Raw genomic sequence first — 13,854 nt, 5'->3', positions numbered from 1 at the left:
CACCGTAGCGTCCGGGCGGTGATCCGCCGCCGTGGTCGCGTCCCGCCGGCCGCCGTCGCCGCCACCGCCCGCTGGGACCGGGCGACCGCCGACCTCGACCCGCCGTTCGCCGTCGTCGACCTCGCCGCGTTCGACGCCAACCTCGACGATCTGCTGGCCCGCGCCGACGGGCTCCCGATCCGGGTGGCGACGAAGTCGCTGCGCTGCCGCGCGCTGGTCGAGCGCGCGCTCGCCCGGCCCGAGGTCACCGGGCTGATGGCCTTCACGCTGCCCGAGGCCCGGTGGCTGGTCGCGGAGGGTGGGCACGACGACGTCCTCGTCGCCTACCCGACCGTGCACCGCGCCGCGCTGCGCGCGCTGGCCGCCGACGAGCGCGCCCGCGCCGCGATCACGATCATGGTCGACAGCGTCGAGCACCTCGACCTCGTCGACGCCGTCCTCGGCCCCGACCACCCCGAGCTGCGCGTGTGCCTGGAGCTCGACGCCGCGTGGCGCCCGCTGCCCGGCGTGCACGTCGGGGCCCGGCGCTCGCCGGTGCGCACCGCCCGCGAGGCCGGGCGGCTCGCGCTGGCGATCACGGCGCGGCCGGGGTACCGGCTGGTCGGCGTGATGGCCTACGAGGGCCAGATCGCCGGGGTGCCCGACGCGACCGGGGCGCGGGTGCGCGACGCGGTGGTGGGCTGGATGCAGCGGCGGTCGGCGCGCGAGCTGGCCGCCCGTCGGGGCGCGGCGGTGCGGGCGGTGCGCGCGGAGGCGGACCTCGCGTTCGTCAACGGCGGGGGCAGCGGCAGCGTGGAGTCGACGCGCGCCGACCCGTCGGTCACCGAGATCGCCGCCGGCTCGGCCCTCGTCGGCGCGACCCTCTTCGACGGCTACACCCGCCTGCACCCCCGGGCCGCGCTCGCGTACGCGCTGCCGGTGGTGCGCCGACCCGACCGGCGCACCGCGACCCTGGCCGGCGGCGGCTGGGTGGCCTCCGGGCCCGCCGCGGCGTCCCGGCTGCCCGCCCCGGTGCGCGACGACCTCGCGCTCACCGGCACCGAGGGCGCGGGCGAGGTGCAGACGCCGGTGCGGGGCCCGCGCGTCCCGGCGCTCGGCGAGCGCGTGTGGATGCGCCACGCGAAGGCCGGCGAGCTCGCCGAGCACGTCGCCGCCTACCACCTCGTCGACGGCGACCGCGTCGTCGCGACCGTCCCGACCTACCGCGGCGAGGGGACGGCCGACGGCTGATGCAGCACCCGGCGCACCACGAGCTCCGGCACGTCGTCGGGGTCGTGCGCGGAGTGCGCCGGGAAGTCGAACACCGCGATCATCAGCTGCATCGGGTAGTCCGGCGCTTGGTAGAGCGTGCGGGTCGGGACGCCGTCGATCGACAGCTCGACGCCCCCGGGGCCGCGGTGCGCGGCGTAGGTGTGCCAGGTGCTGACGTCGAGGTCGCGGGGCTCGGCGACGAAGTCGTCGACGAGGTGCGGGTCGCGGAAGGCCTTGATGCCCGAGCCGACGGCGGCGTGCGCGCCGGTCACGGTGTCGCCGAAGACCTCGACCAGGCAGATCTCGCCGCAGCGCTCGGGGGCGTCCTCGAGGCCGATGAGCCACGCCGAGAACATCGCCGAGGGCCCGATCCGCGCGCGGCACTCGACGGCCAGGGTGCCGTCGCCCGGGGTGATCCCGAGGACGGTCGGCTGCTCCTCGCGCACGGTCTGGCCGGGGCGGAACGGCTGCTGGCCGTCGGTGCTGCCCACCGGCCCCGACCGGTTCGCCGACTGCACGCCCGAGACGCGCAGCGGCGGGTCGTGGTCCCCCGCGCACCACAGCGGCTGCTCGGGCGGGATCGTGAGGTGCAGCCCCTCGTGGTCGACCGACCACGTCGCGGCGGCCGCGGCGCGCGAGCTCCACGCCGGGAGGTAGGACGGCGTCCAGACCGCGGGGTCGAGCCCGGCGGCGAAGCGCTCGTCGACCACCCCCGGCGCCACCGGGTCAGTCCCGCTGCTCCTCCGGGCCGCCGGGGACCCAGAGGACGTCGCCGCCCGGGTTCGCGACCCGGCCGAGGATGAAGAGCAGGTCCGAGAGCCGGTTCAGGTAGTGCGCCGGGAGGCGGCTGGTGCGGTCGGGGTCGGCCGCGACGACCGCCCAGGTGCTGCGCTCGGCGCGGCGCGTCACGGTGCGCGCGACGTGGAGGTACGCGGCGGCCGGGGTCCCGCCGGGCAGGATGAACGAGTCGAGCTTGGGCAGGTCGGCGTTGAACTCGTCGCACCAGCCCTCGAGGCGCTCGATCTGGCGCTCGGTGACGCGCAGCGGCGGGTACTCCGGATTCTCGACGATCGGTGTCGCGAGGTCCGCGCCGACGTCGAAGAGGTCGTTCTGGATCTGGCGCAGCGGCGCGACGATCGCCTCCGGCGGCCCGCCCACCGAGAGCGCGACGCCGATCGCGGCGTTCGCCTCCTCGGAGTCGGCGTAGGCCGAGAGCCGCGGGTCGGTCTTGGGCACGCGCGAGAAGTCCGAGAGACCGGTGGTCCCGTCGTCGCCGGTGCGCGTGTAGATCCGGGTGAGGTGAACAGCCACGGCGCCAGTCTAGGGAGGATCGGGCGCCGCGAGGTGGTCCGCGGCGGCGAGGACCGCGGCGGCCTGGACGGCGACGAGGTCGCGGATCGGGACGGTGTCGGCGGGCGTGCGCCCGGCCGCCTCGGCGCACCAGGCGGCGAAGTGCTCGGCGAGCCCGGTCCGGGCGCTGCGCACCGCCGGGCGCACGTTGCCCAGCGCGATCTCGGCGTCGAGGGCGCGCAGCAGCATGCCGGCGTAGCGCAGCCGGGACATGTCGGTGATCTCGGCCAGCGAGGCCACCTCGGCGACGGTGGCGGGACGGTCGGGTTCTGCGGCGGCGCGGCGGGCGAGGTCGTCGGCGCTGCCGGCGAGGAACGGCGCGAAGAAGCGGGTCGCGCGCACGAACGGCGACTCGTGCACCGCGCCGCCGACGGCGTCGAGGGTCGCGCGCAGGACCGTGGCGAGCTCGCGCACCGCCGCGCCGGCCGCGGCGAGCAGCGCCGAGCGCCCGTGCCCGCTCTCCGACCCGTCGCCCAGGCGGTCGTCGCGCCAGTAGGGCACCTCGGTGACCAGCGTCAACGTCCCGTGGCGGGCGGCGTACGCGCCGGTGGAGTTGCCGCCGACGAGCGAGCCCTGCTCCCCGGTGACCTCGAGGTGGTCGTAGGCGTCGCGGATGTCGAGCGAGCGGTAGATGCCCTCGGCGAGCAGCGGGATCCACGGCGCCTCGGGCTCGCCGCGGTGCAGCGTGAGGCCTGCCTGCGCCGGGATCGCCTGCAGCAGCGGGTGCAGCGCGGGCTCGGGGCGCGAGAGGTAGTGGTAGACGCCGCCCACCTCCGCGTTGTGCAGCGAGGCCATGAGCACCGGGCGGTGGTCGTCCACCAGCCGCATCAGCGCGAGCGTCTCGGGCAGCACCGCGTCGAACCAGGCGTCCTTGTGCGCGAGCGGGAAGCTCCACTCGATCTGCTCGTGCCCCGCCTGCCGGTAGAGGTGGCGCGCGTAGTGCTCGCGCGTGAACGGCCCGGCGAGCCACCCCTCGTTGAGGCGCAGCCCGTCCGGGTCGATGCACGGCACGACGTGCCAGACGAGCCCGAGCCGCGCGCGCAGCGCGTCGTCCTGCGCGAGCCGCCGCGCCAGGTGCAGGGCGGTGAGCCCGCCGACCGGCTCGTTGGGGTGCGGCAGGCCGATGACCAGGGCCGAGGGACGAGCCGGGCCGTCCGCGGTGCTGCCCGCGCCGATCGTCAGCGCCGTCAGCGGCTCGCCCTGCCCGGAGGTGCCGACACGCCGGCGCGTGACGACCCGCGGGTGGTCGGCGGCGAGCCGCTCGACCCCGGCCGCGAGCTCGTCCGCCCCGGCGAGGGTGTCGCGGGGCGGGACCCCGGCCATCTCGGCGACGAGCCAGCCGGGGAGCGCACTCACGTCCGGAGATCCTGCCAGCGTCAGCGGGCGAGCGCCCCCGCGAAGAGGGGAGCGGCACGGTCGAGCGCCGCCGCGGTGCCGGGCACGGAGCCCGACGAGAACGCGTTGCTCGTCGTCCGGTCGTCGAGCACGACGAGGTGCCCCGCCTGCGCCGCGGGGGTGCGCGAGAGGACGGGGTCGGCGCGGATGGCGTCGGCGCTGCCGCCGATCGGGAAGACGACCGTGAGGTCGGAGGACAGCAGCCCGACCTGCTCGCCGGAGAGGTTGACGTAGAACGACCCGGCGGCCTGCGAGGAGAGCGCCTCGATCTGCGGCGGGGTCCGGAAGCCGAGGCCGTCCATGACGTCGACGCGGGCGTCGCCCGGGACGTAGGCGCCCCACTGGCCGCCGAAGAAGGCGCCGACGGCCGCCTGCCGGCCGGCGAACGAGGGGTTCGCGGCGGTGGTCGCGCGGAACTTCTCCTCCAGGCCCGCGATCTGGCGCGCGCCCTCCTCGGGCTTGCCCAGCGCGCGGGACACCATGTCCATCTGCTGGCGCCAGGTCGTGCCGTACGCGGCGGCGAGCCCGGGCGGCGGGCCGACGGTCGGCGCGATCCGCGAGAGGGTGTCGAAGCGCTGCCGGTCGCCCGAGGAGCGCGTGTCGAGGATGAGGTCGGGACGCAGGGCGGCGACGGCCTCGTAGTCGAGCTGCGTCGTCCCGAGGATCGTCGGCGGTGTCCGGTACGGCGGCGACCAGGGGCCGACGCCGGTGCCGCCGAAGCCCAGCCAGTCCGACGCGCCGACGGGCTGCACGCCCAGGACCAGCGCGGTCTCGGCGTCCGACCAGCCCAGGGCGACGATCCGCTGCGGCGGCTCCTCGACGGTGACCGGGCCGAACTGGGTGTCGATCGTGGCGGGGTAGGCGGTGCCGACGGCCGAGCCGGCCGGGGCGCCCCCACCACCGCCACCGCCACCGCCGGAGCCACCCCCGCAGGCGGTCACGAGGAGCAGGGCCGCTGCGATCGCGGCGAGGAGGAGGCGGCGCAACGGGACTCCTGGAGGTCGGACAAGTTGGGCAGCTCGTAGGGTAGGCAACCCTAACGGGTTAGGCTGCACGGGTGCTGACGGAGGAGCGGGCGCGGCCGTCACCCGTCGCGCGCACCGGCTCGGTCGCCCGGGCGGTGGGGCTGCTCGCCCTGGTCGGCATCGCGCTGCTCGTGCTGCTGGTCAGCATCGGCATCGGCTCCCGCGACATCGGGCTCGCGCAGTCCTGGTCGCTGCTGTGGGGCGGGACGGCCGGCGACACGTCGGGCACCGAGGCCGCCATCGTGCGCGACCTGCGCGTGCCCCGCGGCCTGCTCGCGCTGGCCGTCGGCGCGGCGCTGGGGGTCTCCGGCGCGATGATGCAGGGGCTGTCGCGCAACCCGCTGGCCGACCCGGGCCTGCTGGGGGTGAACGCCGGCGCGTCGGCGCTGGTCGTCGTGGCCATCGGCGTCTTCGGCGTCGGCACGATCACCGGCTACGTCTGGTTCGGGCTCGTCGGCGCGGCCCTGGCGATGCTCGTGGTGCACGTGCTCGGCGCCACCGGACGGTCCTCGGGCACGCCCGAGCGCCTGGTGCTCGCGGGCTCGGCGGTCACCGCGGTGCTCATCGCCCTGGTCAACGCCGCGCTGGTGCTCACGCCGAGCACGTTCGACGCCTTCCGGTTCTGGAACCTCGGCTCGCTGTCGGGGCGGCGCCTCGACGTCCTGCTGGCGGTCGCCCCGTTCCTCGCGATCGGGATCGTCGCCGCCGTCGCCATGGCCCGCGCGCTCGACACGCTCGCCCTCGGCGACCGCGCCGGCCAGGCACTGGGCCTCGACGTCGAGCGCACCCGGGCGCTCGCCGGCGCCGTCGTCACCGTCCTGGCGGGCGCCGCGACCGCCGCCGTCGGGCCGATCGCGTTCCTCGGCCTCGCCGTCCCGCACGTCGTGCGCGGCGTCGTCGGGCCCACCCACCGCTGGCTGCTGCCCTACACCGCGGTGCTGGGCGCGATCGTGCTGCTCGTCGCCGACGTCGTCGGGCGCGTCGTCGCCCCGCCCGGCGAGATCCAGGTGGGCGTCACGACCGCGGTGCTCGGCGTGCCGGTCTTCGTGGCGCTGTGTCGCCGGCGCCGGCTGGTGGGCGTGTGACCCCCGGGCGGGTGGGCAGCCCCCTCGTCTCCGGACGCCTCCTCCGCCTCGCCGGCGGGCGGGTGTCGGTGCGCGTCGGCCCCCGCTCGGTCGCGGTCGGGGCGGCCGCCGGAGCCGTGGTGCTCGTCGGCGCGGTGGTCGCGATGACCACCGGCGAGTTCCCGCTGACGATCGCCGAGGTGGGCGAGACGCTCGTCGGCCAGGGCAGCCGGGCCACCGAGTTCGTCGTGCTGACCCTGCGCCTGCCGCGCCTGCTGCTCGCGATCGGGGTGGGCGCGGCGCTGGCGGTCAGCGGCGCGGTGCTGCAGAGCCTCTCGCGCAACGTGCTCGGCAGCCCGGACGTCATCGGCTTCACCACCGGCGCGTCGACCGGCGCGCTCGTCGCGATCATCGTGCTCGGCGCGGGCACGCTGGGGACCTCGGTCGGCGCCCTGGTCGGCGGGCTGGTCACCGCGCTGCTCGTCGTCGCCCTCGCGGCGGGGCGCGGCACGCAGGGCCCGCGGATGGTGCTCATCGGCATCGGGATCGGCGCGGCCCTGCTCGCGGTGAACAGCTGGCTGATCACCACCGCGCAGCTGCAGACCGCCGTCGACGCCCAGACGTGGCTGCTCGGCGACCTCGGCAACCGCGGCTGGCCCCAGGTCGTCGCGCTCGGCGTGGTGCTCGTCCTGCTCCTGCCGGTGCTCTTCGGCGGGGCCCGGCGGCTCGCGCTGCTCGAGCTCGGCGACCGGCCCGCGGGCGCGCTCGGTGTCGACGTCGGGCGCACGCGCACGTTGCTGCTGCTGGGCGCGGTCGGGCTGGCCGCGGCCTCGGTGGCCGCCGCCGGGCCGATCCCGTTCCTCGCGCTCGCCGCACCCCAGGTCGCCCGGTCCCTGACCCGCGCGGCCACCCCGGTGCTCCTGCCGAGCGCGCTGGTCGGCGCCGCGCTGCTCGTCGTCAGCGACCTCGCCGTGACCCGCCTGTTCGCGCCCGTCCCGCTGCCGGTGGGCATCGCCACCGGCCTCGTCGGTGGGCTCTACCTCGTCGCGCTGCTCGTGCGCCTGTGGCGGCGGAGCCCGACGTGACCGTCCACCCGGCAGGAGCCGCATGACCCGCCTGCACGCCCAGGACGTGACGCTGGGCTACGAGGGCCGCACGGTGGCGCGCGACCTCTCGGTCGCGATCCCCGACGACTCGTTCACCGTGATCGTCGGACCCAACGCCTGCGGCAAGTCCACGCTGCTCGCGGCCCTGGCGCGCGTGCTCGCGCCGACCGCGGGCGCGGTGGTGCTCGACGGCGCGTCGATCGCGAGCTACCGCTCCAAGGAGGTCGCGCGGCGCCTCGGCCTGCTCCCGCAGACGGCGACCGCGCCCGGCGGCATCACCGTCGGCGACCTCGTCGCGCGCGGCCGCTACCCCCACCAGCAGCTGCTCAAGCAGTGGTCGGACGCCGACGAGGCCGCGGTCGCCGAGGCGATGACGCTGACGAACGTCGCCGACCTCGCGCCCCGCCTGGTCGACGAGCTCTCCGGCGGGCAGCGCCAGCGGGTCTGGCTCGCGATGGCGCTCGCGCAGGAGACCCCGATCCTGCTGCTCGACGAGCCGACGACGTACCTCGACATCGCCCACCAGGTCGACGTCCTCGAGCTCTGCGCGCGCCTGCACGGCGACCTCGGGCGCACGCTCGTCGCCGTCCTGCACGACCTCAACCAGGCCGCCCGCTACGCGACGCACCTCATCGCCCTGCGCCCGGGTGGCGTGGTGGCCGCGGAGGGGCCGCCGGCCGAGGTGCTCACCGAGGAGCTCGTCACCGACGTCTACGGCCTCGCCTGCCGCGTCGTGCCCGACCCCGAGACAGGGACGCCGATGGTCGTCCCGCGCCGCCCGCTGCGGTCGCGGGAGGCGTCCGCCGACGGGGTCGTGCGGGCCGACGGGTAGCGTCTCGCGGCGATGAACGAGCACTTCGTGGTGCGCGGCTCGGGCCGGCTGTCCGGGGCGGTCGACGTCGTCGGCGCCAAGAACAGCGTGCTCAAGCTGATGGCGGCGGCGCTGCTCGCCGAGGGCCGGACGGTCATCACCAACTGCCCCGAGATCCTCGACGTCCCGCTCATGGCGGACGTGCTGCGCAGCCTCGGCTGCGCGGTGTCGGTGGCGGGCGACACGGTGACCATCGACGTCCCCGCCGAGCTGACCCCGGAGGCCGACTACCGCTCGGTCTCGCGGCTGCGCGCCTCGGTGTGCGTGCTCGGGCCCCTGGTCGCCCGGTGCCGCCGCGCGGTGGTGCCGCTCCCCGGTGGCGACGCGATCGGCTCGCGTCCCCTCGACATGCACCAGGCGGGCCTGCGCCTGCTCGGGGCGTCGAGCGAGATCTCCCACGGCTGCGTGGTCGCGGGGGCGGAGACGCTGCGCGGCGCGCAGATCTGGCTGGACTTCCCGAGCGTCGGGGCCACCGAGAACATCCTCATGGCCGCCGTGTTCGCCGAGGGCACCACGGTGATCGACAACGCCGCGCGCGAGCCGGAGATCGTCGACCTCGTGACGATGCTCCAGCAGATGGGTGCCAAGATCGAGGGCGGCGGGACCTCGACGCTGACCGTGCACGGCGGCGGGCCGCTGACGCCGACCACGCACCGGGTCATCGGCGACCGCATCGTCGGGGCCACCTGGGGCTTCGCGACGGCGATGACCGGCGGCGACGTCACCGTGAACGGCGTCGACCCGCACCACCTCGACCTCGTGCTCGACCGCCTGGGCCAGGCCGGCGCCGAGGTCACCGCGCTCGACGGCGGGTTCCGGGTGGTCATGGCCGCCCGCCCGCGCTCGGTGGACTGGGTGACGCTGCCCTACCCGGGCTTCGCGACCGACCTGCAGCCGATGGCGATCGCGCTCTCGGCGGTGTCCGAGGGCACGTCGATGATCACCGAGAACGTCTTCGAGGGGCGCTTCCGGTTCGTCGAGGAGATGGTCCGCCTCGGCGCCGATGCGCGTACCGACGGCCACCACGCCGTGGTCCGCGGGGTGCGGCGGCTGTCCTCGGCGCCGGTGTGGGCGTCGGACATCCGCGCGGGCGCCGGGCTCGTGCTCGCCGGGCTGTGCGCCGACGGCGAGACCGAGGTGTGGGACGTCGCGCACATCGACCGCGGCTACCCGCTGTTCGTCGAGAACCTCGCGGCCCTCGGCGGCGACATCCAGCGCATCGCGGCCCCGCCCCAGCGCTGAGGTACGTGCGTGATCTTCTGAGCTATAGCTCAGAAGATCACGCACATCGAGGTCAGCGCGGCGACGTCCGGAAGCGCACGCGGAAGGGGCTGACGACGCCCGGGACGCGGTCGGGGTCGAGGGACGCCGGGTGCTCGAGGGCGTGGTCGTGGTGCTCGAGCAGCGTGGCCAGGAAGGTGCTGGTGGTCAGCAGCACGAGGTTCTGGCCGGGGCAGACGCCCGGGCCCTCGCTGAACGGGACGAGCGGCCAGTCGGTCGCGGCGTCCCCGGCGGTGCCGTCGTGTCCCTCGCCGGTCCACAGCTCCGGGGTGAAGCGGTGGGCGACCGCCAGGGCCTCGTCGTCGCGGTGGAAGAACGGTGCGTAGACCAGCACGGCGGTGTCCGCGGCCAGGCGCCCGGTGGGCCAGGCGACGTCGCGGGTGGTCTCCCGCAGGATCATCGGGGTGGTCGGCCACAGCCGCACCGACTCGAGCACCGCGGCGCGCAGGCGACGCAGCTCCTGCGGCGTGTCCAGGTCGGCCGGCATCTCCCCGCGGACCCGGGCGAGCTCGTCGGCGTCGGCGGCGAGCAGGGCCAGCGCCCGGATGCCCGCCATGCCGGCCGGGTCGAAGGCGAACAGCCACTGCGGTATCTGGTCGACCGGGTCCACGAGGGAGTCCCCGCCCACGGTCTGCGCGAGCAGGCCGGCGAGGCTCCCGGGCTCGGCGCGCTCGAGGTACTGCTCGAGCCGGCGGCGCACGCGGTCGCGGCGGGTGCGCGAGCGCGGCAGGAGGTACGACCAGTTCGCGCGGTAGCGCAGCGCGTCCAGGTCGCCCTGCAGGTCCTCGTCGTCGCGGGCGGCGTCGCCCAACACCACGCGGCGGAACGCGCGGCGCCAGCCGGTCGAGTACGTCGCCCAGTCCAGGTGCCCGGACCGCGCGGCCTCCTCCGCGACGCCCCGGGCCTCCTCACGCACCCGCGCCACGACGTCGCCGGCGAGCCGGTGCACCGGGTTCGGCGTGTCGAGCACGGACTCGTTCACCGCCCGCCGCTGCGCCCGCTCCCGCCCGTGCGAGACGAGCACGCCGTGCGGCTGGAACTGGCCCAGCGCGCCCTGCTTCTCCCGGTTGGCGAGGGCGAACGGCTCGGGCGACTCCCCGAGCACGCGGTGCACGTCGCGCGGCGAGAGCACGAACGCGAACCGCCGCACCGGCAGCGGGAGGCGCACCGGCCCGTCGCCGTAGCGGCGGTGCAGGTCCTGGACGGTCGCCACGGCCCGGGCGTCGAGGTCGAGCCGCTCGGCGAGCCCGACGACACGCGGGCGGCGCGCGATGGCGCCCTGCGCGACCGTCGGGGCCAGGACCCGGGCCGCGAGGCGGGCCGTGTCGGCGAGGCCGAGGCGCGGGACGGGGCCGGTGGGCCCGGACGCGGGGGACTCGGCGGACGGGGCGGACGGGGCGGACGCGGCGGACGCGGTGGACGCGGTGGACGCGGTGGACTCGGTGGACCGGTCGCGCGGTGCGGTGCCGGAGGGGGACGACACGGGGAGCCTCCCGGGAGCCGTGGGTGCGGGCGGCTGGGGCGTCAACCGTCCTGGTGCTACCCGTCGGTCCTGCGGGCTCACGCGTGCCGGCCCAGCTCGCGCCGGCCCGGCGCCCGCGTGTACCGGGCCCGCGACGCACGGCGCCCGGCGCACACCGCCCCGGGCACACGGCCCAGGGCCGGTGCGCGTCGTCGTGGGTCAGCCACCGCCCGGCGTGGCGTCCGGGTCGTCCGAGCGCATCTTCTCCTCGGCCTCGCGCGCCTGGCCGTGCAGGTCCGGGTTGACGTCGCGGCGGGCGCCCTCCTCGGGCTCGTCGGCGGTGGGGCGGGGGGCGTTCTCCCCGGGCTGGGTCATGGTCCGACCTCCTCGAAGGTGTCCTGGTCCCCGTGTTCCGTGTGGCGGGCCCGCCGGGTTCCCGGACGGCGCAGATCGACATGCCCGGCCCGCGTGGTCGGACGCGCGCAGCATCGACGGCGGGGTGGGCGGACCGAGGACGGCCCGCACGGCTCGGCCGTGGCCGCGGGCGGCGCCACCCCGGTGGCCCGTCTCTCAGGACTGGCGCAGCACCACGCGGGCGTCGTCGGCGTCGGACGGGAAGGCGAGCAGGCGCCAGCCCTCCTCGCCGTGGCTGACCGTGACCCGCACCTTCTCCCGCGCGAGCTTCGCGACGAGCACGTCGGCGGCCTCGCGCGTGGGCACCACCGCGACGGTCTCGAGCAGGCCGAGGTCGCCGTGCTCGTCGGGCAGCGCGCCCTGGGGCCCGCGGCCGAAGGTGTAGCGCAGCAGGCCCACGAGGAGGATCACCATCGCGATGGCGGTGAGGATCTCGCCGATGGAGCCGACCATGCGCCCATCGTCCTCCTTCCGGACCGTTCGCGCCCGTCCTTCCTGACCGATCCTGTGGGCCACGGCATCCCGCACGCGATTCCGTCGCCCGGACCCGTCGGTAACATCAGCGGGTCATCGCCAGGTGACGAAGCGCAGCGGAGGTACCGACGTGCCCTACCCCAGCGACGACGCCCGCGACCGGCCCTGGGTCATGCGGACCTACGCCGGCCACTCGTCGGCGCGCGCGTCGAACGAGCTCTACCGGCGCAACCTGGAGAAGGGCCAGACCGGCCTCTCGGTGGCCTTCGACCTGCCCACGCAGACCGGCTACGACCCCGACCACGAGCTCGCGAAGGGCGAGGTCGGCAAGGTCGGCGTGCCGGTGTCGCACGTCGGGGACATGCGGGCGCTGTTCGACGGGATCCCCCTCAACGAGGCCAACACCTCGATGACGATCAACGCGACGGCGATGTGGATGCTCGCGCTCTACGTCACCGTCGCCGATGAGCACGGCGCCGACCGCGCGTCGCTCGCGGGCACGACGCAGAACGACATCGTCAAGGAGTACCTCTCGCGCGGGACCTACGCGTTCCCGCCCGCGCCGAGCGTCCGGCTGATCACCGACATGATCGCCTGGACCTACACGAACGTCCCCAAGTGGAACCCGATCAACATCTGCAGCTACCACCTGCAGGAGGCCGGGGCGACGCCGACGCAGGAGGTCGCGTACACGCTGTCGACGGCGATCGCCGTGCTCGACGCGGTGCGCGACTCGGGCCAGGTGCCGCCGGAGGACTTCGGGCAGGTCGTCGGGCGCATCTCGTTCTTCGTCAACGCGGGCCTGCACTTCATCGAGGAGATCGCGAAGCTGCGCGCGTTCTCGCAGCTCTGGGACGAGCTGTGCCGGGAGCGCTACGGCGTCGAGGACGCGAAGATGCGCCGGTTCCGCTACGGCGTGCAGGTCAACTCGCTCGGGCTCACCGAGGCCCAGCCCGAGAACAACGTGCAGCGCATCGTGCTCGAGATGCTCGCGGTGACGCTGTCGCGCGACGCCCGGGCGCGCGCGGTGCAGCTGCCGGCGTGGAACGAGGCGCTGGGCCTGCCGCGGCCGTGGGACCAGCAGTGGGCGCTGCGGATGCAGCAGGTGCTGGCCTACGAGACCGACCTGCTCGACCACGACGACATCTTCGCCGGGTCCCACGTGATGGAGGCCAAGACCGCGGCGATCGTCGAGGGCGCCCGGGCGGAGATGGCCAAGGTCGCCGAGATGGGCGGCGCGGTGCCGGCCGTCGACTCGGGCTACATGAAGTCGCAGCTCGTGTCGTCGCTCGCGCAGCGCCGGATGCGGCTCGAGTCCGGCGAGGACGTGGTCGTCGGGGTCAACAAGTTCACCTCGACCGAGCCCAGCCCCCTGCAGGCCGAGGGCGCCGAGGCGATCTTCACCGTCGAGAAGTCGGTGGAGGAGGAGGCAGCCCGCGCGGTGGCGGAGTGGCGCGCGGACCGCGACCAGGAGGCCGCCGACGCCGCGCTTGCCCGCCTGCGCGAGGCCGCCTCGACCGACGAGAACCTCATGGACGCCACGCTCGCGTGCGCCAAGGCCGGCGTGACGACGGGGGAGTGGGCGGCGGCGCTGCGCGACGTCTTCGGCTCCTACCGCGCGCCGACCGGGGTGTCCGCGGCGTCCTCGGGCTCGGGCGAGGCACCCGAGGAGCTCGCGGCGGTGCGGGCCCGCGTGCGGCAGACCGCCGAGGAGATGGGCACGTCGTCGCTGCGCATGCTCGTCGGCAAGCCGGGCCTCGACGGGCACTCGAACGGCGCCGAGCAGATCGCGGTGCGGGCGCGCGACGCCGGGTTCGAGGTCATCTACCAGGGCATCCGCCTCACGCCCGCCGAGATCGTCGCGGCGGCGGTGCAGGAGGGCGTGCACGTCGTGGGCCTGTCGGTGCTGTCGGGCTCGCACCTCGAGGTCGTGCCCGCGGTGCTCGACGGCCTGGCCCGCGCGGGTGCCGACGACATCCCGGTCGTCGTCGGCGGGATCATCCCGCCGAACGACGCCGAGCAGCTCCAGCGCCTCGGCGTGCACCGCGTCGTGACGCCGAAGACCTACTCGCTGACCGGGATCATGGGTGAGTTCGTCGACGTGGTCCGTGAGGCCAACGGCCTCGACAGCCCGTCGCCGGCACCCGTGGCGGGGGCCTGA

General features: G+C 75.8%; 13 protein-coding genes. 6 read left to right on the top strand and 7 right to left on the bottom strand.

Annotation, left to right across the window (positions count from 1 at the left end):
* Window positions 1-18: 18 nt before the first annotated feature.
* Window positions 19-1,230, top strand: a complete 1,212-nt coding sequence (locus PH190_RS14530; RefSeq protein WP_274232235.1) for an alanine racemase — start codon at window positions 19-21, stop codon at window positions 1,228-1,230.
* Here PH190_RS14530 and PH190_RS14525 read toward each other — a convergent pair.
* From PH190_RS14525 to PH190_RS14510, 4 genes are read right to left on the bottom strand one after another with little or no spacing between them, the layout of a single operon-like run.
* A complete protein-coding gene (locus PH190_RS14525; protein WP_274232234.1) occupies window positions 1,200-1,973 on the bottom strand; it encodes a glycoside hydrolase family 16 protein in 774 nt (257 codons plus the stop codon). The genes PH190_RS14530 and PH190_RS14525 overlap by 31 nt on opposite strands.
* A 4-nt stretch (window positions 1,974-1,977) precedes the next feature.
* Window positions 1,978-2,562: a cob(I)yrinic acid a,c-diamide adenosyltransferase gene (locus PH190_RS14520; protein ID WP_274232233.1), complete on the bottom strand. Its 585-nt coding sequence runs from the start codon at window positions 2,560-2,562 to the stop codon at window positions 1,978-1,980.
* A gap of 9 nt (window positions 2,563-2,571) precedes the next feature.
* Window positions 2,572-3,957, bottom strand: coding sequence for a M14 family zinc carboxypeptidase (locus PH190_RS14515; RefSeq protein ID WP_274232232.1), 1,386 nt, complete (start codon window positions 3,955-3,957; stop codon window positions 2,572-2,574).
* 20 nt (window positions 3,958-3,977) lie between these two features.
* Complete coding sequence (locus PH190_RS14510) at window positions 3,978-4,982, bottom strand: iron-siderophore ABC transporter substrate-binding protein (RefSeq protein ID WP_274232231.1); 1,005 nt, start codon at window positions 4,980-4,982, stop codon at window positions 3,978-3,980.
* Between the two features lie 71 nt (window positions 4,983-5,053).
* Between PH190_RS14510 and PH190_RS14505 the strand changes: the two genes are divergently transcribed.
* Genes PH190_RS14505 through murA form a run of 4 tightly spaced genes read left to right on the top strand, consistent with a single transcriptional unit; the run spans window position 5,054 to window position 9,304 of the window.
* The gene (locus tag PH190_RS14505) at window positions 5,054-6,106 is read left to right on the top strand and encodes a FecCD family ABC transporter permease (RefSeq protein WP_274232230.1); all 1,053 of its coding nucleotides are present in this window, start codon (window positions 5,054-5,056) and stop codon (window positions 6,104-6,106) included.
* 11 nt (window positions 6,107-6,117) lie between these two features.
* Window positions 6,118-7,170, top strand: a complete 1,053-nt coding sequence (locus PH190_RS14500; RefSeq protein WP_274232229.1) for a FecCD family ABC transporter permease — start codon at window positions 6,118-6,120, stop codon at window positions 7,168-7,170.
* Between the two features lie 22 nt (window positions 7,171-7,192).
* A complete protein-coding gene (locus PH190_RS14495) occupies window positions 7,193-8,023 on the top strand; it encodes an ABC transporter ATP-binding protein (RefSeq protein ID WP_274232228.1) in 831 nt (276 codons plus the stop codon).
* Window positions 8,024-8,035: 12 nt separating this feature from the next.
* The gene (gene murA, locus PH190_RS14490; protein WP_274232227.1) at window positions 8,036-9,304 is read left to right on the top strand and encodes a UDP-N-acetylglucosamine 1-carboxyvinyltransferase; all 1,269 of its coding nucleotides are present in this window, start codon (window positions 8,036-8,038) and stop codon (window positions 9,302-9,304) included.
* A gap of 52 nt (window positions 9,305-9,356) precedes the next feature.
* Here murA and PH190_RS14485 read toward each other — a convergent pair whose 3' ends face one another.
* The 3 genes from PH190_RS14485 to PH190_RS14475 all read right to left on the bottom strand — a co-directional run bounded on the left by PH190_RS14485 (window position 9,357) and on the right by PH190_RS14475 (window position 11,672).
* A complete protein-coding gene (locus PH190_RS14485; RefSeq protein WP_274232226.1) occupies window positions 9,357-10,826 on the bottom strand; it encodes a cytochrome P450 in 1,470 nt (489 codons plus the stop codon).
* A gap of 198 nt (window positions 10,827-11,024) precedes the next feature.
* Window positions 11,025-11,180, bottom strand: a complete 156-nt coding sequence (locus PH190_RS14480; protein ID WP_274232225.1) for a hypothetical protein — start codon at window positions 11,178-11,180, stop codon at window positions 11,025-11,027.
* Between the two features lie 195 nt (window positions 11,181-11,375).
* A complete protein-coding gene (locus PH190_RS14475) occupies window positions 11,376-11,672 on the bottom strand; it encodes a hypothetical protein (protein ID WP_274232224.1) in 297 nt (98 codons plus the stop codon).
* Window positions 11,673-11,823: 151 nt separating this feature from the next.
* Between PH190_RS14475 and PH190_RS14470 the strand changes: the two genes are divergently transcribed.
* Window positions 11,824-13,854 (top strand): protein meaA, encoded by a 2,031-nt coding sequence (locus PH190_RS14470; protein WP_274232223.1) that lies wholly within the window; start codon window positions 11,824-11,826, stop codon window positions 13,852-13,854.

Origin of the sequence: Actinomycetospora straminea, assembly GCF_028737255.1 — a bacterium.
In the GTDB taxonomy this organism is placed as follows: Bacteria; Actinomycetota; Actinomycetes; order Mycobacteriales; family Pseudonocardiaceae; genus Actinomycetospora; species Actinomycetospora straminea.
This window is presented reverse-complemented; position numbering and strand designations above follow the sequence as displayed.